24 protein-coding genes, 1 tRNA gene, 1 other RNA gene and 5 pseudogenes are annotated in these 25,238 nt (G+C 69.5%); 19 read left to right on the top strand and 12 right to left on the bottom strand.

Annotated features, from left to right (window positions below):
• Nucleotide 1: 1 nt before the first annotated feature.
• The 3 genes and pseudogenes from UG55_RS38325 to ffs form a co-directional block, all read right to left on the bottom strand.
• Nucleotides 2-216, bottom strand: a pseudogene (locus UG55_RS38325) (AAA family ATPase); the annotation flags it as partial.
• A 1-nt stretch (nucleotide 217) separates the two neighbouring features.
• Nucleotides 218-296 (bottom strand): hypothetical protein (locus UG55_RS38320; protein WP_242424683.1); only part of this gene is annotated, 79 nt, incomplete at its 3' end.
• Between the two features lie 37 nt (nucleotides 297-333).
• An RNA gene (ffs, locus tag UG55_RS17380) (signal recognition particle sRNA small type) lies at nucleotides 334-429 on the bottom strand.
• 116 nt (nucleotides 430-545) lie between these two features.
• On the opposite strand from ffs, the gene UG55_RS17375 reads away from it, so the two are divergent.
• From UG55_RS17375 to UG55_RS47450, 3 genes and pseudogenes are all read left to right on the top strand, one after another.
• Nucleotides 546-633 (top strand) — tRNA-Ser (locus UG55_RS17375).
• Nucleotides 634-752: 119 nt separating this feature from the next.
• Nucleotides 753-954: pseudogene (locus tag UG55_RS47455) on the top strand (NAD-dependent epimerase/dehydratase family protein); the annotation flags it as partial.
• A gap of 1 nt (nucleotide 955) precedes the next feature.
• Nucleotides 956-1,444: pseudogene (locus UG55_RS47450) on the top strand (NAD-dependent epimerase/dehydratase family protein); the annotation flags it as partial.
• A 571-nt stretch (nucleotides 1,445-2,015) separates the two neighbouring features.
• Here the strand turns inward: UG55_RS47450 and UG55_RS17360 are convergent.
• Together UG55_RS17360 and UG55_RS38315 are read right to left on the bottom strand one after the other, a co-directional pair.
• Nucleotides 2,016-2,429, bottom strand: coding sequence for a type II toxin-antitoxin system VapC family toxin (locus tag UG55_RS17360; protein ID WP_066070097.1), 414 nt, complete (start codon nucleotides 2,427-2,429; stop codon nucleotides 2,016-2,018).
• A 93-nt stretch (nucleotides 2,430-2,522) separates the two neighbouring features.
• A complete protein-coding gene (locus UG55_RS38315) occupies nucleotides 2,523-3,290 on the bottom strand; it encodes a tyrosine-type recombinase/integrase (RefSeq protein ID WP_242424682.1) in 768 nt (255 codons plus the stop codon).
• Nucleotides 3,291-5,833: 2,543 nt separating this feature from the next.
• Between UG55_RS38315 and UG55_RS17335 the strand changes: the two genes are divergently transcribed.
• The 10 genes from UG55_RS17335 to UG55_RS17270 all read left to right on the top strand — a co-directional run bounded on the left by UG55_RS17335 (nucleotide 5,834) and on the right by UG55_RS17270 (nucleotide 12,111).
• Nucleotides 5,834-6,094 carry a hypothetical protein gene (locus UG55_RS17335; RefSeq protein WP_066070087.1) on the top strand — a complete coding sequence of 87 codons (261 nt, stop codon included), beginning with the start codon at nucleotides 5,834-5,836 and terminating at the stop codon, nucleotides 6,092-6,094.
• A 1-nt stretch (nucleotide 6,095) separates the two neighbouring features.
• A complete protein-coding gene (locus UG55_RS17330; protein ID WP_066070084.1) occupies nucleotides 6,096-6,875 on the top strand; it encodes a hypothetical protein in 780 nt (259 codons plus the stop codon).
• Nucleotides 6,872-8,182: a replicative DNA helicase gene (dnaB, locus tag UG55_RS17325; RefSeq protein WP_242424666.1), complete on the top strand. Its 1,311-nt coding sequence runs from the start codon at nucleotides 6,872-6,874 to the stop codon at nucleotides 8,180-8,182. The genes UG55_RS17330 and dnaB overlap by 4 nt, the downstream gene beginning before the upstream one ends.
• Before the next feature lie 348 nt (nucleotides 8,183-8,530).
• The gene (locus UG55_RS17315; RefSeq protein ID WP_066070075.1) at nucleotides 8,531-8,797 is read left to right on the top strand and encodes a hypothetical protein; all 267 of its coding nucleotides are present in this window, start codon (nucleotides 8,531-8,533) and stop codon (nucleotides 8,795-8,797) included.
• Complete coding sequence (locus UG55_RS17310; RefSeq protein WP_066070071.1) at nucleotides 8,794-9,216, top strand: hypothetical protein; 423 nt, start codon at nucleotides 8,794-8,796, stop codon at nucleotides 9,214-9,216. Before UG55_RS17315 ends, UG55_RS17310 begins: the two co-directional genes overlap by 4 nt.
• A 607-nt stretch (nucleotides 9,217-9,823) precedes the next feature.
• Nucleotides 9,824-10,201: a hypothetical protein gene (locus tag UG55_RS17300; protein ID WP_066070065.1), complete on the top strand. Its 378-nt coding sequence runs from the start codon at nucleotides 9,824-9,826 to the stop codon at nucleotides 10,199-10,201.
• Entirely contained in the window at nucleotides 10,198-10,476 is a 279-nt protein-coding gene (locus UG55_RS17295) for a hypothetical protein (RefSeq protein WP_066070062.1), read from the top strand. Before UG55_RS17300 ends, UG55_RS17295 begins: the two co-directional genes overlap by 4 nt.
• The gene (locus UG55_RS17290; RefSeq protein ID WP_066070059.1) at nucleotides 10,473-10,760 is read left to right on the top strand and encodes a hypothetical protein; all 288 of its coding nucleotides are present in this window, start codon (nucleotides 10,473-10,475) and stop codon (nucleotides 10,758-10,760) included. Before UG55_RS17295 ends, UG55_RS17290 begins: the two co-directional genes overlap by 4 nt.
• 5 nt (nucleotides 10,761-10,765) lie before the next feature.
• Complete coding sequence (locus tag UG55_RS17285) at nucleotides 10,766-11,179, top strand: hypothetical protein (RefSeq protein ID WP_128423042.1); 414 nt, start codon at nucleotides 10,766-10,768, stop codon at nucleotides 11,177-11,179.
• A 701-nt stretch (nucleotides 11,180-11,880) separates the two neighbouring features.
• Nucleotides 11,881-12,111: a hypothetical protein gene (locus tag UG55_RS17270; protein ID WP_128423040.1), complete on the top strand. Its 231-nt coding sequence runs from the start codon at nucleotides 11,881-11,883 to the stop codon at nucleotides 12,109-12,111.
• 512 nt (nucleotides 12,112-12,623) lie between these two features.
• Here the strand turns inward: UG55_RS17270 and UG55_RS17265 are convergent.
• The 4 genes from UG55_RS17265 to UG55_RS17250 are packed head-to-tail and all read right to left on the bottom strand — an operon-like array spanning nucleotide 12,624 to nucleotide 13,955.
• A complete protein-coding gene (locus tag UG55_RS17265) occupies nucleotides 12,624-12,890 on the bottom strand; it encodes an HNH endonuclease (protein WP_066070047.1) in 267 nt (88 codons plus the stop codon).
• On the bottom strand, nucleotides 12,887-13,240 hold the full coding sequence (locus UG55_RS17260; protein WP_066070045.1) for a hypothetical protein: 354 nt from the start codon (nucleotides 13,238-13,240) through the stop codon (nucleotides 12,887-12,889). The genes UG55_RS17265 and UG55_RS17260 overlap by 4 nt, the downstream gene beginning before the upstream one ends.
• A complete protein-coding gene (locus UG55_RS17255) occupies nucleotides 13,237-13,689 on the bottom strand; it encodes a hypothetical protein (RefSeq protein ID WP_066070043.1) in 453 nt (150 codons plus the stop codon). Before UG55_RS17255 ends, UG55_RS17260 begins: the two co-directional genes overlap by 4 nt.
• Nucleotides 13,686-13,955: a hypothetical protein gene (locus tag UG55_RS17250; RefSeq protein WP_066070040.1), complete on the bottom strand. Its 270-nt coding sequence runs from the start codon at nucleotides 13,953-13,955 to the stop codon at nucleotides 13,686-13,688. The genes UG55_RS17255 and UG55_RS17250 overlap by 4 nt, the downstream gene beginning before the upstream one ends.
• Nucleotides 13,956-14,497: 542 nt before the next feature.
• On the opposite strand from UG55_RS17250, the gene UG55_RS17240 reads away from it, so the two are divergent.
• Nucleotides 14,498-14,692 carry an AlpA family transcriptional regulator gene (locus UG55_RS17240; protein ID WP_066070035.1) on the top strand — a complete coding sequence of 65 codons (195 nt, stop codon included), beginning with the start codon at nucleotides 14,498-14,500 and terminating at the stop codon, nucleotides 14,690-14,692.
• A 779-nt stretch (nucleotides 14,693-15,471) separates the two neighbouring features.
• On the opposite strand, the gene UG55_RS27485 is transcribed toward UG55_RS17240, so the two are convergent.
• Nucleotides 15,472-16,692, bottom strand: a 1,221-nt coding sequence (locus UG55_RS27485; RefSeq protein WP_206779384.1) for a Fic family protein, incomplete at its 3' end; no start/stop codon positions are given.
• 739 nt (nucleotides 16,693-17,431) lie between these two features.
• Between UG55_RS27485 and UG55_RS17230 the strand changes: the two genes are divergently transcribed.
• Nucleotides 17,432-17,857 carry a type II toxin-antitoxin system VapC family toxin gene (locus UG55_RS17230; protein WP_066070029.1) on the top strand — a complete coding sequence of 142 codons (426 nt, stop codon included), beginning with the start codon at nucleotides 17,432-17,434 and terminating at the stop codon, nucleotides 17,855-17,857.
• 125 nt (nucleotides 17,858-17,982) lie between these two features.
• On the opposite strand, the gene UG55_RS17225 is transcribed toward UG55_RS17230, so the two are convergent.
• Complete coding sequence (locus UG55_RS17225) at nucleotides 17,983-18,642, bottom strand: hypothetical protein (RefSeq protein WP_066070027.1); 660 nt, start codon at nucleotides 18,640-18,642, stop codon at nucleotides 17,983-17,985.
• Nucleotides 18,643-18,808: 166 nt separating this feature from the next.
• Entirely contained in the window at nucleotides 18,809-20,251 is a 1,443-nt protein-coding gene (locus UG55_RS17220; RefSeq protein WP_066070024.1) for a Fis family transcriptional regulator, read from the bottom strand.
• Between the two features lie 217 nt (nucleotides 20,252-20,468).
• Here UG55_RS17220 and UG55_RS17215 point away from each other — a divergent pair, with 217 nt between their 5' ends.
• From UG55_RS17215 to UG55_RS47445, 4 genes and pseudogenes are all read left to right on the top strand, one after another.
• Nucleotides 20,469-22,682, top strand: coding sequence for a hypothetical protein (locus tag UG55_RS17215; RefSeq protein ID WP_083986918.1), 2,214 nt, complete (start codon nucleotides 20,469-20,471; stop codon nucleotides 22,680-22,682).
• Nucleotides 22,683-22,799: 117 nt separating this feature from the next.
• Nucleotides 22,800-22,944, top strand: a pseudogene (locus tag UG55_RS45475) (type I restriction-modification system subunit M N-terminal domain-containing protein); the annotation flags it as partial.
• Nucleotide 22,945: 1 nt separating this feature from the next.
• Nucleotides 22,946-24,494 (top strand): N-6 DNA methylase (locus UG55_RS17210; RefSeq protein ID WP_242424665.1); only part of this gene is annotated, 1,549 nt, incomplete at its 5' end.
• Nucleotides 24,487-25,237 (top strand): annotated as a pseudogene (locus tag UG55_RS47445) (restriction endonuclease subunit S); the annotation flags it as partial. The gene UG55_RS17210 and the pseudogene UG55_RS47445, both read left to right, overlap by 8 nt.
• Nucleotide 25,238: the final 1 nt, after the last annotated feature.

Raw genomic sequence — 25,238 nt, 5'->3', positions numbered from 1 at the left:
NGGCCGTGCGAGGCGGCGTCGATCTCGGTGACGTCCATGGACGAGCCGGTGCGGATGGAGACGCACTGGTCGCAGACCCCGCAGGGTTCCGGAGTCGGGCCCTTCTCGCAGTTCAGCGAGGCGGCCAGGATCCGGGCGGACGAGGTCTTCCCGCAGCCGCGGGGGCCGCTGAACAGGTACGCGTGGTGCAGGCGCCCGCTCCGCAGCGCGTGGGCCNGCGCGTCGGTGACGTGCTCCTGGCCGACCACCTGGGTGAAGGTCGCGGGGCGGTACCTGTTGTACAGCGCAGTGCTCACTCGTGTGCTCCGGATGCTCGCGNTGGCTCGCCCGAACGAGGAGGACCCCCCGCACACCCGCCAGAGCCCGCTTACCCTTGCTGCCTTCCGGCCCTGGGGGGGTTCACGAGGTAACGCCGCACGAGGGGTCTGCTGGGCAGTCTAGCGGTCCGCCGGCGATCATGGGGGCGCGGGTCCCGTGGCCACCTGTGACCCCGTTCGCGCCCCCCGTCACCCCACTCCGCCGCGTCGTCAGATAGGCTCCCCCACGGAGGATTCGCCTAGTGGCCTAGGGCGCACGCTTGGAAAGCGTGTTGGGGGCAACCCCTCGCGAGTTCGAATCTCGCATCCTCCGCCAGCCTGTCTGCCAGGCGTAACGTTGGCCCGGACCCGCGATGGGTGCCAGGTCTCCGTCGTCTCCACCGGGTCCGTGGTCTCATGCGTGGCTATGGGCCTGAGCGACTTTAGAGTCGATTCGTGTCGGAGAGCGATGAAGTGGTCTGGGTCAGCGGCTCTGTGGGCAAACTCGGACGGGAGGTCTGCCGTCAGCTCCGGCGAGCCGGGCGCCAGGTCATCGAGGCGGACCGCCGAGGGCCATCGCCTGTCGATCTGACTGACGCTGGTGCAGTGGCGCAGTCGATGGCCGGTGCGGACGCGATCGTGCACTGCGCGGCGATCCNAAGCCCCGAGGACGTCGAACCCGCAGAACTGGTCCGGAACAACACGATGGCCTGCTTCAACGCCCTTGAGCAGGCATGGTCGGCTGGAGTCAGGACGGCAGTGCTCGCGTCGAGCGGATCGATCTACGGCACGGCCTGGTCGCCCGAACCACGGTCGTTCGCCGAAGTGCCCGTTACCGAGGAAACGTCGCTCTCCTACGTAGATCCCTACGCACTGATCAAAGATCACACCGAACGCATGGGACAGATGTACGCACGCCGCGGAATGGTCGTGACCGCGCTCCGGCTGCACTGGATCCTCACCACGGAGGAAGCCAGGAATGTCGCTCGTAGCAGCGACGCAGCCGCCGGTGTCGCGAACCTCTGGGGGTACGTCGATGTGGAGGACGCAGCGAGGGCCTGCGTCCTCGCTTTGCAGCCCCGGACAGAGCATCGTGGCTATGAAGCGCTGGTGATTGCCAGCGACGAGACGTTGTCGGACGTTCCGACNGAGGACCTGCTTACTCGACACCTTCCTCCGGAGACCCGCCGGAGACGCCGTTTCAATGGACACGAGGGCGCTTTCGATGTCTCCCGTGCCGCGGCTGTTCTCGGCTGGTCACCAACGCGCAGCTGGCGGTGACGATCTCTCCTAAAGGGCTTTGTTGATAATCCCAGGGATTTATCGTGAGAGCCCCGTTCCGGGCGAGGTGCTTGATGTTGCGAGTCACCAGCGTCGCTCGCCGAACTCCAGGCCCNTGCACCCGGATCTCCCTGATCGCTTCTCAACGGGTGCGCGGGCTCGGCCCGTTCCGAAGGCAGCGGCCGGCCGGGTGCTGCGCTCACGGTCTCCCTCACCAGCCGCGTGACGGGCATCTGTCGGTGTTCGGAATCAGTGCCTGGCCGGTCTCACCCGCGAAGACCCACTCCTCGTCCTGCCAAAGCAAACCGACCACCTCGCGTTCCTCCTGCTTCTCCCGGTGACGGTGGAGGATTTCGACGAGCTCGCTCGGAAAATGTGAACCTTCCCCAGCGGAGACGGTCGTCCCGTGGATCGGTACCGTCGTCACGCTGAGCAGAATTATCCTGGTAGCAGGATGAAGCCGTCGACGTGCCTGGGCCGTACTACATGGAAATGGCGACGATCGAGCGTCGCGACAACCGTGCATTGGACGCGTTCGGCGACCGCCACGACCGACGCATCGACCGCGCCCAACGGAAGATCGGTGTAGCGACGGACTAGATCTGCCATCCGCTGGAAGTCCGGCGGCTCAAGGTCGACGACCGTCAGATCGTCCTCCACGAGCGACGCAAGGAAAGTCGCCTCTGCCGCCGAGCCCGCGCGTGACTCAAGCAGCCAACACACCTCAGTGATCACCGGCGCAGGTACAAGGAGAGGCCCGGGGTGACTTTCAAGAAGTTGGAGGCAACGATGATGATCGGCGTCCTTCGCGTTCAACGCAGCGACCAGCGGGCCGGTGTCGCAGATGATCACGATGGGCTGCGGCCTAGTTCATCTCGGAGAATTTCCTCGCTCCGGGCAGCTAGATCCGGCTCGGCCTCGATCAGACCCGCGAACGAGAGCCGCCTACGCCGGGGGGGCTCTGCGCCCTTGCCTGCCATGGTTGCTCGGACGAGCGCCAGCAGCGGCGCCACGTCTTCGTCGGGAAGCTCGTCGACGAGGTGGTGGAACTCGTCTCGTGCCGGCTGCGCCATGGCCTGATCTTACGGCTGATCGGGGGCCGCGGCCGTCCGCCGAACGCTCCCCTGGAGCCGCAGCCGACGGCGGGCCCCTGCCTGGTCTCGGTCGTGGTCTCATTCGCCTGCGTTCGGGGCCCGTTCGCCAGCGTCCGGCGAGGCGCCGCGTAGCCGGTGGCGGACGGTGGTGACTCTGGATGGACGGTGGGGCGCAGACTTGGAAAGCGTGTTGGGGGCAACCCCTCGAGAGTTCGAATCTCTCATCCTCCGCAACGATCACGTGGGGCTCTATGGGCCCCTGACCAGGCGCGACACTGCCAGGTCCGATCTCTCCCGAAGCCTCTACCGGCCCGGTGCCCACAGGGTGCCCACGCCGTGTCGAGCGAGGCACGGCCGCCGCGACCGTCTCAGCTGCCTTCTGGCCCGACGAGCGCAGCAGGTGGACGTACAGGCTTCCCGTGATCGACGGCGAAGAGTGACCGAGCCGCTTGGACACGAGCGCCAGGTCGACGCCCTCGGCAAGCTGGATCGACGCCGACGAGTGGCGCAAGTCGTGCAGCCGCCGGCGTGACAGCAGGCCCCCGCCGAGCTCGGCCCCGACCTCGACGTCGACCGGCAGGGGTGCGGCAAGGGTGAGCCGTGCGCGGGTGCCGCTCATCCGGACCGCGGACACCACGGTCACCTCCCCGACCGGCTCACGGTCGGCGTACAGGGTCCATCGGCCGACCGGCTCCCGGTAGCGCACCCCGACGACGAGCTCGGTCACGCCGGCCGCGGCCGCCGTCCGCACCGTCGTACACAGCCCGGTCCGCCGGCCGATCTGCCACATGCGGCGGGTCACCCACTGTGGATCCAGGTAGCGCCCGTCCGGTCGGGTGAACATCAGCTCCGACAGTTCGACCGGCTCCCCGTGCTCGTTGGGCAGGGTGCCGTTCGACCAGGCGGGCCCGGCCTGCTCCCGCTCGTCGTCCTGGACGATCCGGTGGGCCAGCAGCGCACCGAGTGTGGTGGCGTCGAGGTCGACCTTCCGCTTCCCCGACCGCGTCTTGGGCGCCCACACCCCGGGGTCGCCCCCCGGGTCGGTGATCTGCTGGGAGATCGTCAGCACCGCCCGGGTGTCGTCCAGCCCCGTCCAGGTCGCCCCGCAGGCCTCGCCGCGGCGTACGCCGTGAAGGCCGATCAGCTCCCACATCGCCGAGAGCCGGTCCGTGGACGCCTCGTCGAGGAACGCCCCGACCTCCTCGGCGCCCCACGGGTCGACCTCCGGCTGGGAGTACTCCGGCAGCTCGACCGCGTCCGCCGCGTTGAACGGCACCATCCGCTGGCGGACCGCGTCGCCGAGCGCCGTCTTCAGCATGGCGTGCACGAGCTTGATCGTCGCCGGGNCGACCGCGCGACGGCGGGTCGGATTGTCCGCGGCGATCCGCTGGTACGCCTGGTCGATGTGATGGGCCCGCAGTCCGGTGAGCGGGATGTCGCCGATGTAGGCGACGAGCAGGCGGACGTACTGCTCGTACCGGCGCCGCGACGAGGGACGCAGGCTGCGCTTCCTCGGTAGCCAGTCGTCCTGGAGGTAGGCGCGGACGTCGAGGTTGCCGATGTGCTGCTGCCCGGCGCGAACCTTGCCGATCGCCTCGTCGGCGGCATCTTCGGCCTTCTTCTTCGTGGTGAACCCGCTGTCGCTGATCTCCGTCTTCCCGACGAGGGGAACCAGCTCCTTCGGGACCCGGAACCGGTAGGCCCATGCGCCGTGGGCGCGCTGCTCGAGCTGCGGGCACTTCCCGCGTGGGTAGGTCCGCCCGGTCTGCGGGTCCCGGCAGCCGCACCGGCGCTCAGTCTTGACCTTCACCCCGTCGCCCCCCGTCGGCCCGACGCGAGCAGGCCGCGCCGCCGCGCCTCCCTGATCCACCGATGAACCGTCGTGATCGGCACATCCGCTTCCTCTGCGATCACTGGTGCCGGTCGCTGCCCCGCCTTTGCCAGCTCGACGTAGGCGTGTGCCACGTCGAGCAGGAACTCATCGGGTAGGGCCCGCCCTTCTGGCCGCTGGATCGGCGGTCGCGGACCTTCGTCGTCGAACTCCGGAGGTGCCGGAGCCCCCCGCCGTCGAGGCTTGCGCGGCCGCGGCATGCGCTCACCCTCGTCGACAAGCTGACGCTGTCTCAGGAACTCGTCCGGGAACTGCGAGAGCAGGGCGAGCGATACCCAGTCGGTTCGTCCGCGGACCTCTGCCGCTGTCCCTGTGGCCGACCGTCCGCGATGGGTCGACACCGTCCGGGAGAACGCATCTGCGAGCGACCGGAGATCCGGGCCGGGCAGCTTCAACCGGTCCCGGACGTCACCTGCCTGTTCCNGGCCATTGGCGGACGCCTCGATATCGCCCAGTGGTATCTGCCGCAGATGCCGGGCACNGATCGGCGCGTCGGTTCCNTCCAGGAACAGATCTCGCGGCCGGAGCCGCCCGCGCTCGTCTGGTTCGAACCGCACATACAGGTGTCCCGGGAGGTCGGCGATGTTGATCTGCATCCATCCGCCGTTGCCGTGTCTCTCCTCGCGTAGCGCCACACCGTGCATGGTGGCACATCTCGTGGTCGATAGGAGACCCACCTAGACCCTTGCGTGCCCATGTAGACAGAGCGGGACTCCTGCGTGTAAGACTGATCGCGTGCACCTTCAGACCATCGGTGCACATACAGATCAGGCCCCGGAGGTCTCGCATGGCCATACCGCGACTCGCGGATGCCGGTCCGCCGCCCGTCCTACACAGTCCCGAGGGTGGCGCCCGACAGCTCGGCATCTCCCGTGCGCAGATGTTCAAGCTCCTTGCGACCGGTGAGGTTGCGAGCGTCAAGATCGGTCGGCTTCGGCGCATCCCGCACGGCTCCCTGGTCGCTTACGTCGAGCGACTCCAGACCGAACAGGGGGCGGCGTGAGCNGCGCTGCCGAACTGCGGGTCCGACGCGCGATCGAGCTTCCGCCGGAGCGCGGTCGCTGGACGGCTGCGCAGCTGCGCGCGCTGCCCGTCACAACCGACCTAGGCACGGCTGGATCGGTGCTCGACATGGGTCTGACTAAGGCCCGCGAGCTTGCCCGTGCTGGCCAGTTCCCAGTGCCGGTGATCCGCCACGGCGAGCGGTACGTGGTGCCCACGCGGCCACTGCTCGCCCTGCTGGGTGTCGAGCCGGGGGAGGAGTCCGCCGCATGACCTCCGGAAACGGAGCGCGCCGCCCGGGGATGGACCCCCGGAACGGCGCCGAAGTCTCCGCCACCACCAGCATCGACCAAGACCACGGTAACCCGCTCTCGCCCCGCGCGGACGTCGAGGTCGCGCGGCTGCGTGTCCGTCTCCGCCGCATGGCCGCCGCCGCCGGCCGGCCCGTGCGGACGGCCGCCGACGAGCGGGCGCACGCCGACCGGCGGCGGTCCGGCGAGCTCGCCCGGATGGGGCGGGTCGGTGCCTGACGTGGGCTACGAGCTATACCGCGAGGTCAAGGACCATGCTCCCGCCGACCTCCACCCGACCGAACTCCTGCTGCTGCTGATCGTCGCGGACGACGCGAACGACCAGACCCGTCTCTCCTTCGCCGCACGCGAGCAGCTCGTGAGGTGGATGCGGATGACGACGTGGGACAGCGTCCAGAAGGTTCTGAACCGGCTCGCGAAGCGTGAGCTGGAGATCCGCGTGCCGATCGGCAAGGACCGGTCTGGCCGGGCCGTCTTTGCTCGGGTCGGGCAGAAGACCACCTACCGCGTGCCGGAGTTCCTATCGAGGGCGGACAACCATCCGCCCTCCGAGGGCGGACAACCATCCGCCCTCGACGCAGGGAGGGCGGATGACCATCCGCAGGAGGGCGGATATCCATCCGCGCGGCGCGGACAACCATCCGCCCCATCTCCTCATCCCTCAGGGTCCCCTCATCTCTCTCTCGTCGGAACGGCCGAACACGCCATCCGCGGAGCAGGCCTCGACGACGAGAGAGAGATCAACGACTGCATCGAGTGGATCACCGAGACCCACCGCCCGCGCGGCCCCGGCTGGTGGCGCGCCGTCACGGAGAACGGCGACCTGCCAGCCCTCGTCGCGGCGTGGCGCGCCCAGCGCGCACCCGGCGCACCATCGCTGCCGGACTGGTGCGGCCAGTGCGCCGACGGCAACCCGGCGGCCCGCTCCAACCCGCGCTGGCGGGTTCTCGACGGGCAGCCATGCCCCGCCTGCCACCCCGCCGCCCGGGAGACCGCATGACCGTCGACACCGCCCCGCCGCACGACCTGCAGGCCGAGTCCGCCGCCCTCGGCGCGACCCTGCTCAGCACCGACGCCACCAGCAATGTGGTGGAGATCCTGCGGCCGGCGGACTTCTACCGCCCTGCCCACGGGCTGATCTTCGAAGTGGTCCGGGACCTCTACAGCGGGGGGGAGCCCTGCGACACGATCACGGTTGCCGCCGAACTCGGCCGCCGCGGCCTGGTCGACAAGGTAGGCGGGCCCGCCTACCTCCACACCCTCGTCGCCGCGGTCCCCACCACGGCCAGCGCCGGCTACTACGCCCGCATCGTCGCCGGCCTGGCCGTACGCCGCCGGGTCGCCGAGGCCGGTGTCCGCATCACCCAAATCGGCTTCAAGGCCACCGGCGACGATCCCGCCGGCCAGGCTGAGGCCGCCCTCGCCCAGGCCCTCGACGCCGACGACACCGGAGACGGGCCCACCCCGATCGGCGACACCCTGACCGACACCCTCGACCGGTTGGAGGCCCGCGAGACCGGCCAGGGTCTCACTGGCGTACCCACCGGCTTCTCCGACCTCGACAAGCTCACCAGCGGACTCCAGCCCGGACAGCTGGTCGTCATCGCCGCCCGGCCCGCCGTCGGGAAGTCCACGCTCGCCCTCGACATGGCCCGCGCCGCGGCGATCCGACACAGCCTGCCGGTCCTGTTCGCCTCACTGGAGATGAGCCGGCCCGAGCTCGACGACCGGCTGATCTCTGCTGAGGCCCGGGTCCCGCTCCAGAACATCCGCACCGGCCAGATCGGCGACGACTGGCCGCGGATCAGCCGCCGTCTCGGCGAGATCGCCAACGCCCCGCTGCACATCGACGCCAGCCCCGACCTGTCGGTCGCCACGATCCGCACCAGGGCCCGACGGATGCAGCGCCGCGGCGGCCTGTCCTTGCTGGTCGTGGACTACCTCCAGCTGCTCGTGACGGCCGGCAAGAGCGAGAACCGGCAGCAGGAGGTCTCCGCCATCTCCCGGTCGCTGAAGTTGCTCGCCGGTGAGCTCGGCATCCCGGTCATCGCGCTGTCCCAGCTCAACCGCGGTGCCGAGTACACCAAGGAGCACAAGCCCCAGCTGTCCCAGCTACGCGACAGCGGCGCGATCGAACAGGACGCCGACATGGTGATCCTGATCTGGCGGCCGGACGCCGTCGAGGCTGAGTCCGCGCGTGCCGGTGAGGCGGATCTGATCGTCGCGAAGAACCGCAACGGCCCGATGGGCACGGTCACCGTGGCGTTCCAGGGCCACTTCTCCCGCTTCGTGGACATGGCCAGCTGATGGACGCCACCGCCCTCCGTGCCGAGACCGCAGCCCGCGTGTCTGCACAGATCGCCACCGCACGCCGTCGCCACGCCGCCCAGCGCGCCACGTACGCCACGAAGCGCCGCCGCCGGGATGCCGGGCTGGCCGCGCGCCACAGCCGCAAGCTCGCCCGTCTGGAGNCCTCATGATCGCTACCGCCACTTCCCTCCCTACCGCCCGCAGCCTGATCGACAGCGGCCAGTGCTCGCAGCTCTGCCTGCTCGCCGTGGGTCCGCCCCGGGGCTGTACGTGCCGCTGCGCCGGTGCGCACCACGGCGCGCTGCTGGACGCCGCCGTGAGCGTCGAGGCCTCGAGGGAGGCGGCGTGATCGACCAGCTCGCCACACCGACGGACCCGATCCACCCGGTCGCGGCCCGCACCGCCGAGCGCGCGGCGGCCACGGTCGGGCGGTACGCGCTCGACGAGACCGACCGCGACGAGCTGTTGGCGATGCTCGGCCTGCCGCTGACCAGCATCTATGAGGGCCAGGCCCACGCCGTCGAGCCGGGTGTCGAGCCGGGTGTGGGCACCGGGTACCTGGCGCTGGCGGCCGCGGTGCTGGCGCCGGGCGACGAGGAGGTACGGCCATGACGACCGACGTCCGCACCGTCGGCGCGGTGCCGGCCATCAACCCGCCGCGGTGGTACCGGGCACTGACCAACGATGCGCTGTCCCGGTACCGGAGCGGGACCGCATGGACCTGCGACCACGCGCCGAGCTACGGCCTCGGCCTGCCCGTGGCCGCGGCGAGCTGGGAACCCGGACTCGTCGTCTGCGCCACCTGCCTGCCCGCGCTCGACATCGGGGACCAGGCCGCCATCGTGCGCTGCTGCGACGGGTGCGGCAAGCCACGGGCCACGCCGTTCGGTGTGCGGGACGGCCGGCTGCTGATGTTCGTGCTCGTCTGCCCGCGCTGCCGCGGGTGGCTGCGGGTCGCCAAGATCGCACCGCCGCGCCACGTGCGCGGGTCGGGCCGCCGCAGGGTGCGACACGGGAGGAGGAGCCGGTGAGCGGCAAGGGCAAGGGTGCACGCAAGGGCAAGCAGGACAAGCTCACGCCCGAGCTGCGGCATCTGCGCCAGNCCATGCGCAAGGCGGACTACCGGCTCGGCCTGACGGACGCGGTCAACGTGCTGATCGATGATCTTCCGTCTGTCGAGTACGACGATCAGGGCGGGTCGACGGAGTGCTGTGGGTGCATCTTGCAGCGGCACGGGTTCAGCCTGCTCGCCGAGCTCTGGGAGACCACGGTGGGGTCCGCGCCGCATGGCGAGCCGGGAGCGACGACGTGAGCCGGCCGGGCGGTCGCTACCCACGGTCAGCATGGGTGTCACGGGGCGCGGTGGGTCGGTCACATGATCTCGAACGCCCATATAGGTCCCAACATCAACACCGCAAGATCCACAGGGCTCAGGCGGGCGCTACCGCCGACACCACCCCGACACCCGCGCCACGCGCCGATCGGTCGCGAGCGTCGAGCTCGGCGACGCCGCCGGGCGATCCGCGATCGCGGATCAGGCAGGCCTCGGCTGACCCGCCATCTGCCTGTCTCCCCCCGTGCAGCCGAAACGCCTGACCCCCCCTGCCCACCGAGAGTGACGATCAAGGAGGTGTTGCCGTGGCCATACCTGCGGCTCCGAAGGGTGCTGGGCCCGCCGGCCGGCGGCTGTGGCGGTCGGTGCTGGACGAGTACGACCTGGCCGAGCATGAGCTCTCGCTGTTGCGCCGCGCGGTGCACGTCGCGGACGTCTGCGCCGACCTGGAGCGGATCGTGGCCGACGAGGGGCTGATCATCCGGGCGCAGTCGGGCGACCTGCGGACCCATCCGGCCGCCGTCGAGCTGCGGCAGCAGACCACGCTGCTGGCCCGGTTGATCGTGGCGTTGCGGGTGCCGCTCGGGGACGCCGACGAGGCTGGAGCGGGTGGCGACCGGCCGCCGGTCCGGGCTGTGCGCGGGGTGTACCAGCCGCGGGTCATCGCTGGCGGTTCGGCGTGAGGCGCCGTGTCGCCGCGACCCCGCCGATCCCGGAGCGGCTGGTGCGGTTCGCCGCGTCGGAGTGGCCGGGCGACCTGGCCGAGGCGTTCGACGCGTGGAAGGCCGCCCGCCGCGACTTCACCGCCCGCGTCCCGCCAGGCGCGTACAACCCGCTGGGCTCCGCGCTGGACCGCATCCGGACCGAACGCCAGACCCGCCGTCACTGGCGGGTGTCGGCACCAACGACGAGGACCCCCCAATGCTCCGACTCCGACGAAGGAGACCTTCCACGATGACCACGACCACCTCGGCCCGCCGGATCCCACCCGGCACCTACAGGTCCGTGTGCGGCATCGAGCTGCACATCACCCGCGCCGACATGGAGCAGGTCGACTGCACCTGTGGCCGGTCCTACACCCACGCCACGCTCGGCGATCCCGCCCGTGGCGAGCTGACGTGTGCGTCCTGCGGGGCGACCTCGACGGCGACGGGGCCGGCGCCGTGCCCGGTGTGCGGTACCGCCCGCCGCCGGGCGACCGACCCGATGCCCACCATCGAACACCCGATCGAAGGAGAATGATCGCCATGATCGATCACGAGTACGACAACGAGCGCGTCCGGCCCACCTGCGGTCTGGCCGGGTGTGAGGCGTCGGTGGGCTGGCCGATCGCCGGTGACACCCCGCCGATGCGGTACTGCTCGGATCAGCACTTCGTGCGCGGCATCCAGCAGCGGCACCAGGCCGCCCGCACCTCGGCCCGCATGGTCGCCCACGGCATCGACCCCACGGACGTGTGGCGGGACGAACAGCGCACAGCGATCGTGCGGGAGGCCGCCGCCGCGGCGAGCCGCGTCATCGCGAACGCGCGGCCGCCGTTCGATGGCGATGCCTACATCGCCAGCCTGCGGGCCCGCACCGCGGCCCGGACCCGGCCGGCACGGCGCACGACCACCATCCGTCGCGTCGAGGGTGGTGGGGTCGTCTACCGCGCAGCGTGATGCCGCTCAGATCCACGGAGAGCCACGAACGGCCCGCCCCCGGTGTGATGGGGACGGGCCGTTCTGCGTGTCCGGCTACCAGCTCGGTTCGGCGAGCTCGGCCGGGACGATCCGGTAGGCGCCCACCTGGTGAGCCTCGGCCCACGACCGGGCCGCCGCCTCGTCGGCGAACGCCACGACCACCCGCTCGGGAGCGCCCTGGGCGTCGAGGATGAGCACGCCGCGTAGCTCGGCTCTCCAGGTGCTGGCCGCCGCCGTGCGCATCCGCGCCGCGGCCACCTGCCGGACGGGGCCGGTCACNGCGGTAGCGGGTTGGCGGGCAGGAAGTGCAGCACGAGCTCCCGGTCCAGCCGCGCCCCGGATGCCACCAACAACGCCAGGCTCAACCCGAACTCGCCGGCGGTGATGTGCTGGTCGACCTGCACGCGGGTGCCGTCCGGGCCAGCGTGGACGCTGACGCCAGGCTGCCGCTCCGGCGAGACGGGCACGTTCGGGGCGGGGCGCAGCGGGTCTGTCTCCGGGCAAGATGAACTCATCGGCCGGGTCCTCTCCGGTCGGGCCCCGGCGGTGTCACGACCGACCGGGGCATTCCTATGCGCGCACCTGGTACGGCGCGCGATCGCCTGGGCAACGTAGCGCGTCGGCATCGATGCCGGAAGTGCGCACAGAGCATCGATGTCGATGCAGCCAGCGTGCACCCTGTGGAGGGCACCGACGGACCACGGCCGGCAACGCCAGACGAGCTGGTCGGCATCGCAGACATCCGCGCATGGCTCGGCGTGGCGACCGCCCGCGCCTACGTGGTCTCTCGGTTCCGCGACTTCCCTGCACCCTGGTATGCCAGCGAGGACGGCCGGGTCCGGCTGTGGCGCCGCACCGACGTCGAAGCCTGGCTCGACGCGAACCGCCCCGGGTGGCGCGACGAGGCTTGACCTCCGCCCGCGCGTGGGCCGGACACTTCCCGACCCGCTACCCCGGACCCGCTGCACCTGCTACAGGCCAGGCCAGAGCCGCTGTACGGGCCGCTGGCGCGCGAACACGCCTGCTACCCCGTAGCGGCTCTCCAGCGGCCCTGTAGCGCATCCCCAGATGCCTCCCCCGCCGGCCGCGAGGCCGCGAGAGTCCATGCCGCACAGGGTGTGGATCTCTCGCGGGGGGGCGCGAGGCCAGACCCGGCCGCGAGGAAGGGCGCGAGGGTCGGGTCAGCAGCTCGATATCAACCAGCTGGTGACCGCCGCCGGCCGGAGTCGCGCCCACTGTCGTCTGTCGTGTCGCCTGTCGCGTCCTGTCCTCCGGGCTGTCGCCTGACCCCCTGAGCAGGCCTTACGGGGGCGACACGACAGGACACGACAGGACAGAGGACAGCTCGGAGGACAGGCCAGAGGACAGGCAGGACAGCAGAAGACCCGCCCGGCTGGTGTGCCGGGCGGGTCCTGGTCGACGGTCAGGCCGCGGTCTGAGGTGCCCCGGGCCGTGCCGTCCTGCTGCCCGTCGTCGCGATGTCGGCGAGCCACTGCGCCAGCGTCCGCGCGCCCTTCGCCTGCCCGCACATCTGGCAGGCCGGGAGCCGGTTGTCCTCCCTGTGCGCGCCGCCGTGCGACCGCGGGATCACGTGGTCCAGGTGGTCAGCGCGGCCGCCGCAGTACGCGCACTGGTGGTTCCAGGTCTGGAGCAGCCGCTCCCGGGTGGCGCGGCCCGGAGTGGTGCTCACGCCACGGCCCGCGGCTTGTGCGCTGCCTCGAACGCCGCCGACTTCCGGTCACCCGCGTGGTCGAACATCTGATCGATCACCGCGACGAGGTGCTCGGCGTCCTCCGGGCTGATCTCCATGTACACCCGCCGCGGCCTGGCCCTCCCGTCCGCGGCGTGCGCGGCGGCATCGTCCCGGTCGGCCAGCGTCTCCACGATCCCGTACGCCACCCGGCCGAACCGGTCGAGCAGCGCCACCGTCTCGTCGGACAGCCCGCCGAAGTCGTCCGGGTCGTTCAGCAGCTGCCGCGCGACGTCGGTAAAGATCCACGCCGCGTTGCGCCGGATGTCAGCCGGAGTGATCTCGGTCATCGGTTTCCCTCCATGCGGATCTGCCGGCCGGTGAGTACGTAGGTGGTGCGTGCGATGGCGTGAGCGGTGGCGTCGGCGCGGGCCCGGTCCAGCGGGTCTCGGTCGGTGTCGGCCGCCGTCGCCTGGGCGCGCATGACAACCTCGTCGAGGCCACCGAGCGCGGGGTCGGAGTCCTCCGCCGGGCCCTGCTCGACGAGGCGGTCACGGAGTTCGCAGGCCGCCAGGTCCGCCGCCGCCAGCTGGCGCAGGATCCGCCCGGCCGCCTCGACGTCACCGGACCGCAGGGCCCGGATCGCCTCACCGGCCATGCCGGACGCCACCGCGCCCAACGCCCCGTAGGTCGCGGCGTACCCGCCGCCGGCGAGCTCGCCGATCAGGTCGCGCGCCTGCTCCAGCTCGGGGCCCGTCGGGGTGAGCAGGGCTGCCGGCAGGCCGGCCTGCCCGATCACAGGGCACCGCCCGCGTAGCCCGCCGCCAGCTCTGCCCGGCGCTCCTCGTGCGCCTGGCGAATGGCGAGCATGGTGCGGACCCGCGCCGCTACGGCACCGGTCCAGCCGGACACCAGCGCCTCGGCCAGGCCCTCAATGTGCGCGGTGGCCACGGACAGCTCACCGCGCGCCGCGGCGTAGGTGTCGCACGCGGCGAACCGCGCCCGCGCCTCGGCCATCTGCTCGTCGGTCGGCACCAGATCGGCCGCGGGGACGATCGGGTTCATCGGGTCGCCGCGCAGGCCTCGAGAGACGCCAGCGTGACGCCGTCACCCAGCCTGATCAGCCTGCCGCTGGACGGTGCGGCGTACCTGCGGGCAGTGGCAGGGCTGATGCCGAGCCTGGCGGCCGCCTCGGTGAAGGACACGACCTCATCAGCCTGACCTGCGATGGCAGGGGTGATCGGGGGGTGATCCGAGAGTGGCGGTTCCGGATCCGGGGCGGACCCGACGGGCGTGATCGGGTCACGGTCCAGGGNGGCTGCCACCGCGTCCGCCCGGGTGACGGGCCGGTCGGTGCGGGCAGCGGCCCACGCCTGCCACTGGACGGCACGGGCCCGCTGGAGCGGGGACAGCCGCGGGGGGCTGAAGGTGAGCATCGCGGCGATGAAGGCCGCGACGAGAGATGAGATCGTGGACAGCACGGTTCGACTCCTGTGTGATCAGGATCGGATCGGGTCCTGGCTGGGGGGTAGGAGCCCCGGCCGGGACCACTTGGGCAGTGCCCAAACTACGCGCCCCTTGGGGACTGCGCAAGTACCATTTCGCCCATGGGGATTCCGAAGCTCTGGACGTCCAAGGACGTTGCCGGCCGACTCAAGGTCAGCTCTGAGCGCGTGCGCCAGCTCTCCCACCGCGACGACTTCCCCGAGCCGGTGGGGGAGGTGGGTCACATCCGGGTGTGGGCCGAGAACGACGTCGAGGAGTGGATCGCGAAGAACCGCCCCGACAAGGCGGACGGGTAACGCTCCGCAACGGCGAACGGCCACCCCGTCGAGGGTGGCCGTGTCTGCGCTGATGCCCACGCGGTGCCCACGCTGGTTCCGGCTTTTGGCCCTTCCGGCCGGTCGTCAGCCCCCGTCCGCGAGCCGGGACCCGTTGCGGCACAGGGGATTCCGGCTAGCCCCGATCGTGGCCGTCTGGGTCGTGGCGGAGTTCGAATCTCTCATCCTCCGCTGGCAGTCCTGGTCGCCTACCAGGGCCTTTGCTGCTGCCCGGGTGGACGGTCCGCCCGCTCTTGCGATCTTCTGGTCTCAGTCGCCGTCTTCGGGCGGCTTCGCGCCCTCGTCGGGCGTCTCCCAGAACGGCAGGCCGAGTCGTATGGTCACGTCTGTGAGGACCGGCTCCACCAAGTGTCGATACCGGTGCCGCTGGTCGGACGACCATCCATCGCGACGCTCGATCGTCGCCACTTCCATGTAGTACGACCCAGACACGTCGACGGCCACCGAGTGTCGGTCGCAGCGGACGGCAGCCAGANGGGCAGCCAAGCCCACGAACAGCGGCGGACGTCCACGGGCGCCAGCGGAGGAATCGCTGATGATCTCTTGATCTCCCGGCCGCTGCTCTCGCACCTATGGTGCAGCCAGGCTTTGTTCCGCTATCCGTCGATGTATCTGCTCAAGGTCNACATGTCCCGTAGGCGGTCGACAATACCGTCGACAGGAAAATATATGTACGCTTTCCCTTGTTTCTCTCGCCGCAGAAGGCCGCGCTCCTCAAGCTCATGGAGATCTTTGCGTGNAGTTTCCATTGAAACTCGATGACTTCTTGCGTGGGACGCAATACTAAAAAAACCGGCATCACCCTGGGTTGCTTGGGTCAGCAGAGCAAGCTGTCGCGGATTGAAATCAGCGACAGACCGACTAAGTAGCACCTTTACGTCGCGAATTTCAACCATTTTCGCGCGCAGATAGTCATGCAAGTCACGAATCGATCTACTGATGACGTTCAACTGATATAGCAAGAAATATGTTAGATCATTATCATCGGTTTCTGTCAGCAAAAAAGAGCGTGCATATTGAGACGGCGCATTCTTCAGGATTCGGGAAATGCTGAGAAACTCGGTGAGCCAGTAATCTTGCGACAGCATGGACCAGTAGAAGATTGCGCGCGCAGTCCGACCATTCCCGTCTTCGAAAGGATGGTCGTAGCCCAACCAGAAATGCAGAATGATCGCCCTGGTCACTGGATGTATATAGACTTCGTTGCCAATTTCTCCGTTGGCGAATGCGCACATCTGAGCCAGCCGGTTCTCAAGCTCTGAGGCGGGTGGCGGGGCGTGGAGAAGGTTGTCTTGAGAATCGAAGACACCGACGCGGTCATCGTCGCTGCGTTGCAGCCGTCCGGCCGAGTCCGGATCTTCCAGAGTACCATCCGTGGCAGTCCTGTGTAGCTCAAGCACTAGCTCTGGATTCAGCTTTTGGTCCCGCCACGATCTCGCCAATAGCATCGCTTCATAGTTATTCGCAATCATCTTTTCGCTCTTATCTCGCGGCGCGCGACCGGAGCGAATCATTTCCTTGGCGACTTGGCGAGTGGTCGAGGCTCCCTCAAGCTGGCTTGAGGTTATAGCTTCCTCCATCAGAGAATTGACAATGTAGCGGTCTCGTGTGGCAGGATTCGTGACAGCCTCGCTCATTTGGATCTGACCACTCGCGTAACGGTCGATCTCGTGTAGAAGTTTTAGTGCCTCGTCCGGCAATGCATATGTGAATGGCGCCCCCTTTTTGTCGCGCAATGGAACTTCTCGCCGCATGCCGGTTCTGGCAATTTTTAGGGCGAGCCACCATTCTTCATGAGTTAGGCCATCTGGGGGTTTGGAATACCGCACTTTGTCCCAATGGAGGTATTCCTTCGTTCCAATGGACTGTGCAGCTTCATGGCCGAGAACCGCGACAATTCGTGACTTGGGTAGTTTCCCGAGCAATTCGTGCACCGGTGTGGGGGGCATCGGAGCTTTCACTCCGCCATTCTACGCCAACTCCCATGATCACTAGAAGTTGGCGCAACCTGGCCACGGTCTGCGGACGGCCAGGTCAGCAGTCAGCTCGCGGCCACATGACCGCACCGAGGTTGGGGTTGCCAGCTAGTCGAGCAGTCGCAGCAACTCCCAGCTTGCGCCAACTTCCGCCAACCCTGGGAGTTGGCCGGGGGGTTGGACGCTGCCGAGGTTGGGGCTGCCAGCTAGTCGAGCAGTCGCAGCAACTCCCAGCTTGCGCCAACTTCCGCCAACCCTGGGAGTTGGCCAACGAGGCACCGCCGTGCCTGTCAGGGCGCCGCATCCGGTCTTGCGGTCTCAGTTCTGGTCCGCCCCCGGCGGGGCGCCGGGCTCGGGATCGGCATGGACGACGACACGGCGGGGCCGCACGCTGTCGCGCTCCTGCCGCCCCGGCGCCCTGGCCCGCTCACAGTCAGATGGGGGCTGAACCGCTCGGACCAGCGCCTCGGTCGGTGGCGGCCGCGGCATTGGCGGGGGCGAACGCGGGCTGTCACCGCTGTCGGTCATCGAGCCCGCCAGGGCAGTCTGATCGCCGAATCGTCGATCCCGCGCTCCGCCGGTAGGGAGCGGGCACCAAGAGCATGGTCATTTGTATGGCGACTAAGAAGATCACGGCGACGACCGCGCTCGACGACCTGGCGGAACTCGACGCCGAACACGAGAGGCGCCGTACAGCCGGGCAGCGCGACGCCGGAGAGGTGACGTGAAGAAGCGGACCGGCGATTACGGGCAACGGCCGTTCCGGGTCTTCGTACTGGACTGTGAAGCACTGTCCCCCGCGGCCCGCGGCAATCGGAAGATGATCGCCTTGCTCGACGTCGCGGCGCGTGGGGAGGCCGAGGTGGTGACCTCTCCCGTGACGCTGGCCGAGGCGCACGACGGCAGAACGACCGAACAACGCTGGGACTGGGTGCTCTCCCGGCTCCAGATCGTCGACATCGGGAAAGACGAGGCCCGCCAGGCGCGCCGGCTCCTGGCCGACGCCAGGTTGCACGGCCACAAGCACGCGATCGATGCCGTACTCGCAGCCATCGCGCGCCAGTGGAAGGGGCGGGTCACCGTCTTCACGTCGGACGTCGACGACCTGGAGAAGCTGGTCCCGGGCACGGTCGTCGTCAAGAAGGTGTGATCGGCCCGCGGCGGTCCCGGTTCCGGTCTCGTCCACCCNGCCCGGTGGCCTCGGGGAGGACCAGGCGGTCCGCGGGATCAGCCGGCGCGTCGCGGTGGTGGCGCGGGGGTTCGGCGCCGGCAGGGCTACGAGAGCGCGAAGAACACCCGACCACCGTCCAGGGACAGGCTTTCCTCGACGATCCAGCTACCGCCCGCGGCCTGGTCACCGGGGACGGAGACGCAGGCGTTTCCCGCCGCGCTGGCTTCGGGGAACATCTCGCTCACGTTGTTGAAGCTGTTCGGGACGACGCCACAGTAGTCGTCGGTGCCGCCGGCACCGAAGGTGTTCCCGCCCGAGCCGTAGAAACGGATCGACAGGTCCACCCACGGTGTACCCGACCCGGTTCCGGCGTAGGTCACGTTGACCGGCACCAGCACGAACTGCCGACCGGCCGCAGGAGGGTCGTTGAACTGGTTCTCGGCGGTGATCTGGGCGGTCGCGTCGAGGACTGTCGGACCCAGTGTCACCTGCCAGTCCCCGACCTTGACGGTGGTGCCGGCGGGCAGGGGCCGCTGGCGGGTGCCGGGGGCGGTGTCGTCGCCGCCGGCGCTGGGCGCTGTACCGTTGGCAGCCGGGTCGCTCCGCTGGCTGACGATGTCGGCCCCCGTCCCGTCCGGGTCGGGGACGGAACACCCGGCTGTCGCCGCCAGCCCGGAGAGGAAGAGCGCCGCGAGCGCGCAGTGCACGGTTCGCGTGGCGGACTTGCCCGCAGTGGAGTTTCCGGACGGCCTGATCAGTTTCATTCTGAATCCTTCTCTGTGTGGGTTCCGATGCCAAGAGGCGGCGGCGCCAGCACGTTCCGCCAGGCCTGGCACCGCGATTCCGGGCGTCGTCGAAGAGGTCCGGGCTACCCCGAGCAGCCCGGACGGAGATCACTGCCTGGCTCGATGACTGATGCGGTGCCCGCCGTCACGCGGCGCCGTGGGCGTCCGCCACTCCGACGAGTTCCGGGCCGGTTCCCTCGACGCCGGCCAGTGCGACGAGCGCCTCGTCGAGCAGGCGCCGGACGGCCGAGTTCAGCGCGGTGCACTCGCTTTCGATCTTCACCGCGGACTTCTGGATCGTGGCCGACAGCTTCTTGACCGAGTCGATCGTCACCAGGTGGTCGCGTGCTTCGGCGATCTTCTCCTCGGCCGTGGCGACCTGGTGGACGCCCTTGCGGCTCGCTGTCGCGATGGCGGTCGTGCGCAGCAGCATGACCACGGTGCGCAGGAGGTCGGGTGCATCGTGGTCGGGATCGAAGGCCAGGACGAGACGCTGGGCGCCGATGACCCGGAGGGTCTGGCCGCCGTTCTGGTCGATGGTGCGGACGAGCCCGAGCGAGGCGGCGGCGTCCCGGTTGCGCTCGGCCTCAGCGAGGTAGTCGGTCCAGCCGGCGCGGGCCGAGTCGGTCATCTCGATGACGATCCGAACGGCGCCATCGCGCAGGCTCAGCACACCGTCACCCTTCTTGCAGCGAGGCAGGTGACCCGGGGTCGTGCTGGTGTCGGTGTAGTCGTCGCCGAGACCCGCGGCGATGCCGACGAGCACGGTGTGCACCGAGCTGGCGTAGGACGTGCCCTTGATCGGCGTCACCCTGGCCAGAGCGGTGGTGGCCTCCTGGACGCGCAGCGCCGTCGACACCTCCTCGATCTTGCTGGTCAGCTCCGTGTGCTGCTTGGTCAACTGCTGCGTGAGCTGTTCCTGGCGTGCCGCGAGCTCCGCGGCGTGCCTGGCCATCGGCGAGGTCGGGTCGGACGGGTCGAACTGCCTGGCAGCCTTCGTCAGCAGTTCGGCGGTTCCAGAGCTCACCTTCGCGTCGAGCTCGGCGCCGAACCTGTCGAGCACTGGCTGGAGGCGCGCGACCAGCTCGGGGCTCTCCCCAGCGAAGATCCGCCGCAGCTCGGTGTTCAGGTCCTGTTTCGCTGCCGTCACCGCCGTGGTGAGCTCCTGGCGACTCCGGGCATCCGCCTCCGTGATGGCTGTCTTGGCGTCACGGGCCGCCGCCATAACGGCTTCGGATGCTTCCCGAACCGCTCGCGCGGTGCGCTCGGCCGCCTGTGCGGTGGAATCGGCGGTCCTGTCACCGACGTCCTTCAGCATCCGCTCGAGTGCCTGGGCCTCCTGAGCCCGGCCGGTCACGCTGAGCGCGTGAGCACCGATGCGCACGGCCTCGGTGACGTAGTTCGTAAGGTCGGCGCCGGCGAGCGCCACGGCGTTCTCTTCGAGTGGGCCGCGCTCGCCGGAGACCCAGCGCTGGGCCTCTCGCGTGACCTCGCGGTCGCGGAGGACCAGCCGCTCGATGACGACAGCCGAGGCGTCGTCGTCGAAGTGAGCTGGATGCCTGGTGTGCTCGACTACTTCCTCCGGCATTTTCTGTCTCCCCCGTTGTAGATGAGCCGTCCGGGCTGCCCCCCGACAGCCCGGACGGAGATCACTCTGGCTTCGAGTGGCCATGAACTCAAAATCGCTCATTGATAACTGGGGTTATCAATGTTGCGATGAGTCGAATCGGATGGCCATCGCTATGCTCAGTCCGCGTACTCATGAACAGAGGCGTGCAGAGCAGGCGGGAACGGGAGGTGGGCGCATGGCGGCCGTGACCGATGTGGGCACGCTGCTCATCTCGATGCCGGAGATAGCCGACCTCGCCGACGTGCAACGCGCGGTGGTGACGACCTGGCGGCGGCGGCACCCGGACTTCCCCGCGCCCGTCACCGGCCCCGGGCTCGACGCGAGCATCCCGATGTTCCACGCGCCGGACGTCCTGCGCTGGCTCGCCGCGAACCCGCGCCGCGGCAACCGCCAGGTTGAGACCGCCGACCTGCGTCTGTACCTGCTGCGCTGCCTTGGGCAGCGGCTGGGTGCCCGGCCCTTGCTCGCCGCCGCCAGCGCGCTGCTCTGCCTGCGCCATCTCGACGACGAACCCCTCGCGCCGGCGGTGGCGCCCGGCGGGGTGGCGGGTGACGGCCTGATCGCCGCACTGCGGGCGCGGGCTGAACAGGCCGATCCGCGGGACGAGCTGCTGTTGTCGGAGGTGCGGGCACTCGGTGCCGAGGCGGACTGGCTGGCGCCCGCCGTCGATGAGCTGGTCGAGGCCGCCTACAACACCCGCGACGCCTTCGGGCGCCTGCTTGCCGCCCGCCACCGCCTCGGCGTCCCCGAGCTCTGCGCCGACGCGGTCGTGCCGCGCCTGGCCGCTCTTATGGCGCAGCTTTCCGGTGCCCCGGAACGCGCCCGGGAGACCGGCTCCGTCGAGGTGGCCGACCCGGCGGCGGGCGCCGGTGACCTGCTGGCCGCCGTCCACGCGGCGGTCGGCGAGGACTACGAGGTGCGGCTGCGCGGCATCGTGCCGGACCGTTTCCTCGCCCGGCTGGCACGGCGCCGCTTCACCGTCGCCGGCCTCGCCCGCCGCGACGTCGACATCCGCGCCACGGCCGCCACGCGCCGTGCCGCCACACGCGGCGCCGGCCCCGACGCCGTCGTCAGCTGCCTTCCGTTCCAGCCCGCCGAGGAACGTGACGCCGTCGCGGTGCTCGCGGCGGTGCGCGGCCTCGCCGACACGTTGCGGCCGGGGCAGACAGCCGTCCTGCTCGGTCCGGCCGAGGCGCTCGTGGACCCGCTGCCGGTGCACCGCCCGGCGGTCCGCCGCCGCGACGAGCTGCTCACGACCGGCCTGGTCGAGGCGGTGATCAGCCTGCCCGGCGGCATGGTCCCGTTCCGTCCCGGCTACCGCACGGCGCTGTGGGTGCTGCGCCACGAGCGGGACACCCCGGCCCGGGGCCGCGTCCTGCTGGCGGACCTCTCCGACCGCGAGCTCACGGACGACCTGGTCGACACCCTCGTGCTGGACGTCGTGACCTGGCGTCGCGACGGCTTCGCCCCGGACCAGCGGTCGCGTGCGCTCACCTCCCAGGCCAGCATCCAGGACCTGAAGGCCCGCCCGGGAGCAGCCCCGATGGCCCTCACCGCACCGCGGCCCGCCGGCGAACCGACCCGCCGGGCTGCCCGGGCGGTCGTGCGCCTCCGCGAGATCGAGGACGAGGTCACCGCCCTCGCCGGTGCCGGTCTCGCTGGTGCTGGTGCTGGTGCTGGTGCCCGCCCGGCCGCCGGTGCGCTGGTGGCGATGCGCGACGACCCGCGGGCCCTGCCCACCGCCGCGATCGGCCGGCTGGCCAGCACCACCGCCACCGGGGGCGGGCTGCTGCGGCTGCTGCCGGGCACCCGGATCGCACCCGGCGACGTCCGCCCGGCCTCGGCCGGGCATCATCCTCTCGTCGGTGCCCAGGAACTCAGCGGCGCGAGCCGGTTCGACAGCCGGAAGGTCGACCGGGTGGTACTCGCCGACGCCTACCCGCGGGCCAGGCTCACCGAGCCCGGCGACATCGTCGTCACGACCAGCCCCCGCTTCGGCGTGCACCTCGACGAGCCCGGTTCCTCGATCATCGAGTTTCCAGCCCGAGGCCTGCGCCTGACCGACGCGGGGCGGGCGGTGCTCACGCCGCGGGTGCTCGCCGCGCTACTCGTCGCCGCCGCACCCACCGGCCGCACTCCTGGCGCCGTCCGCGCTCCCCGCCGCCTGGAGGACCTGTACATCGCCGCGCTCCCCGAGCCGGTGGTGCGCGACCTCGACACCCTGCTCGCCGCCACCGACGCCCGCCGGGGCCGCCTGCGACGCGAGCTCGACCTGCTGGACGAACTACGCCGCACGACCGTCAACGGCCTCGCCGACGGCACCCTCACCCTGATCGCCGCCCCGGCGGAACAGAACCGCGGCGCGCCCGCCGAGCCAGCTGGCCACTGAACCCCCGCCACTGAACGGTCGAACAGGCCGTATCAGCATGTGCACAGTGACCATTCAGCGTGGTCACGGTGACCAATCAGCATCCGCACCGCGCCCGATCACCACCCGAGGAGACAGATGCCCCCGCGGAAGAAGGCCACCCAGGCCGGCCCGCCGACCATGGCCCAGCTGCGCGAGACGCTGTGGAAGGCAGCCGACAAGCTGCGCGGCTCCATGGACGCCGCCCAGTACAAGGACTTCGTCCTGGGGTTGGTCTTCCTCANGTACGTGTCGGACGCCTTCGTCGAACGGCGTGAGCAGATCCGCCAGGACGTCCTCGCCGACGGGGTGCCCGAGGGCCGGGTCGAGGAGTTCCTGGACGACCCCGACGAGTACTCCGGGCACGGTGTGTTCTGGGTGCCGGAGCAGGCCCGCTGGGAGTTCATCGCCCAGAACGCCAAGAGCGCCGGCATCGGCCAGCTGCTGAACGCCGCGATGGACGCGGTGATGAAGAAGAACCCGCCGCTCACCGGGGTCCTGCCGAAGATCTTCAACAGCGAGAGCGTCGACCAGCGCCGCCTCGGCGAGCTCGTCGACCTCCTCGGCGACGCCCGCTTCACCGGCCACCGCGCCACCCCGCAGCCGGCACCCGCCGCGGCGGGGGAGGACGGCGCGCTGTTCGCCGAGCCCGCCGCCGCTCCGCCGGCCGAGACGGCGACGCGGTCGGCCCGCGACGTGCTGGGCGAGGTGTACGAGTACTTCCTGGAGAAGTTCGCCCGCGCCGAGGGCAAGCGCGGCGGCGAGTTCTACACCCCGGCGAGTGTGGTGCGCCTGCTCGTCGAGGTACTGGAGCCGTACGAGGGCCGGGTGTACGACCCGTGCTGCGGTTCGGGCGGCATGTTCGTGCAGGCGGAGAAGTTCATCGCCGAACACCGGGGGCTCACCCACAAGGACGACATCGCCATCTACGGCCAGGAGTCGAACGAGCGGACGTGGAAGCTGGCGAAGATGAACCTCGCCATCCACGGCATCACCGGCGACCTGAGCGCCCGTTGGGACGACACCTTCCACAACGACCGCCACCCGGACCTGCGCGCCGACTACATCCTGGCGAACCCGCCGTTCAACATGTCCGACTGGGCGCGCGTCGTGGACGACCAGCGCTGGCGTTACGGGACCCCGCCGGCCGGCAACGCCAACTTCGCCTGGATGCAGCACATCATCGCCAAGCTGAGTTCCCGGGGGAGCGCCGGTGTGGTGATGGCGAACGGCTCGATGTCGTCCAAGCAGTCCGGTGAGGGCGAGATCCGTGCCGCGCTCGTCGAGGCCGACCTGGTCGCCTGCATGATCGCGCTGCCGCCACAACTGTTCCGCACCACCCAGATCCCCGCCTGCCTGTGGTTCTTCGCGACGAACAAGGGCCCGATGGGGGCCCGTCGCCTCGCGGAGCGCCGCAACGAGACGCTATTCATCGACGCCCGAAGCATGGGCACGATGGTCGACCGCACCGAGCGCGTTCTCACCGACGACGACCTCGCGAAGATTTCCGGCACCTACCACGCCTGGCGCGGCACCGCCTCGGCCCGCGAGCAGAAGCTGACCTACCAGAACATCCCCGGCTTCTGCTACTCGGCCACCACCGAGGAGATCCGCACCCACGACCACGTCCTCACCCCCGGCCGCTACGTCGGCGCCGCCGAGGTCGACACCTCCGACGACGAGCCGATAGCCGAGAAGATCGAACGCCTCACCAAGGAACTCTTCGCCCACTTCGAGGAATCCGCCCGCCTGGAGAAGGAAGTTCGCACGCAACTGGAGCGCCTCGATGTCTAATGCAAGGGTGACTCTCGGCGACCTGGTGCAGTCGGGTGCGCTTCGACTTGGTGATGGCTATCGAACTAGACAGCCGGAGCACGGATATCCTGGTTTCCCTATTTTGCGGGTTGCCGAGGTCTTGGATGGTCGAGTAATTCCTAAAAACGAGGATCACGTGCGTGCCGAGTTTCGGTCTTCCATTGGACCGAAGCTCGCCCAGCCGGGCGATGTGATACTGACCACCAAAGGTACCGTTGGTCGCGTCGCAATCATGCCAGATTCTTCTGAGCAATTCGTTTACAGTCCGCAGCTTTGCTATTTTCGCGCCACCGTAGATGGGCCTCTCTCTTCGCGATACCTATACTACTGGTTTCAAGGGAAGGAGTTTAAAGATCAGGCGTCTACCCGCAAGGGGCAGACCGACATGGCGGATTATCTGAACCTGGCAGATATACGGTCTCTCGTCATTACCCTGCCACCGCTGAAGCTGCAGCAAGAACTGGTCGGTGTTCTCGGCGCACTGGACGACAAGATTGCCGCAGATGAAGCAGTGTCGAGCTCGTGTCTTAATCTTTCTGCCGCACGCTATATGCATGCATCCCAGGTTGCATTGTGGGAGGATCGACCACTTAAAGAAGTGGGGACATGGCACTCGGGTGGCACCCCATCGACGAATAATTCGGAATACTGGGGAGGTGATATTCCGTGGATCTCTGCACTAAGCCTTAGGTCGCCTTGGATACGAAAGTCTGATCGCCGCCN

Origin of the sequence: Frankia sp. EI5c, from assembly GCF_001636565.1 — a bacterium.
GTDB lineage: Bacteria > Actinomycetota > Actinomycetes > Frankiales > Frankiaceae > Parafrankia.
Note: the sequence above shows the minus strand (reverse complement) of the source record. Positions and strands in the feature narration are given on the sequence as shown.

Bases quoted from the DNA above. Each gene is read 5' to 3' on its own strand.
- UG55_RS38315 (WP_242424682.1), bottom strand. From the start codon at position 3,290: ATGAGCGGCACCCGCGCACGGCTCACCCTTGCCGCACCCCTGCCGGTC.
- UG55_RS17335 (WP_066070087.1), top strand. From the start codon at position 5,834: ATGACCTCCGGAAACGGAGCGCGCCGCCCGGGGATGGACCCCCGGAAC.
- dnaB (WP_242424666.1), top strand. From the start codon at position 6,872: ATGACCGTCGACACCGCCCCGCCGCACGACCTGCAGGCCGAGTCCGCC.
- UG55_RS17310 (WP_066070071.1), top strand. From the start codon at position 8,794: ATGACGACCGACGTCCGCACCGTCGGCGCGGTGCCGGCCATCAACCCG.
- UG55_RS17290 (WP_066070059.1), top strand. From the start codon at position 10,473: ATGACCACGACCACCTCGGCCCGCCGGATCCCACCCGGCACCTACAGG.
- UG55_RS17285 (WP_128423042.1), top strand. From the start codon at position 10,766: ATGATCGATCACGAGTACGACAACGAGCGCGTCCGGCCCACCTGCGGT.
- UG55_RS17260 (WP_066070045.1), bottom strand. From the start codon at position 13,240: ATGACCGAGATCACTCCGGCTGACATCCGGCGCAACGCGGCGTGGATC.
- UG55_RS17250 (WP_066070040.1), bottom strand. From the start codon at position 13,955: ATGAACCCGATCGTCCCCGCGGCCGATCTGGTGCCGACCGACGAGCAG.
- UG55_RS17240 (WP_066070035.1), top strand. From the start codon at position 14,498: ATGGGGATTCCGAAGCTCTGGACGTCCAAGGACGTTGCCGGCCGACTC.
- UG55_RS17225 (WP_066070027.1), bottom strand. From the start codon at position 18,642: ATGAAACTGATCAGGCCGTCCGGAAACTCCACTGCGGGCAAGTCCGCC.
- UG55_RS17220 (WP_066070024.1), bottom strand. From the start codon at position 20,251: ATGCCGGAGGAAGTAGTCGAGCACACCAGGCATCCAGCTCACTTCGAC.
- UG55_RS17215 (WP_083986918.1), top strand. From the start codon at position 20,469: ATGGCGGCCGTGACCGATGTGGGCACGCTGCTCATCTCGATGCCGGAG.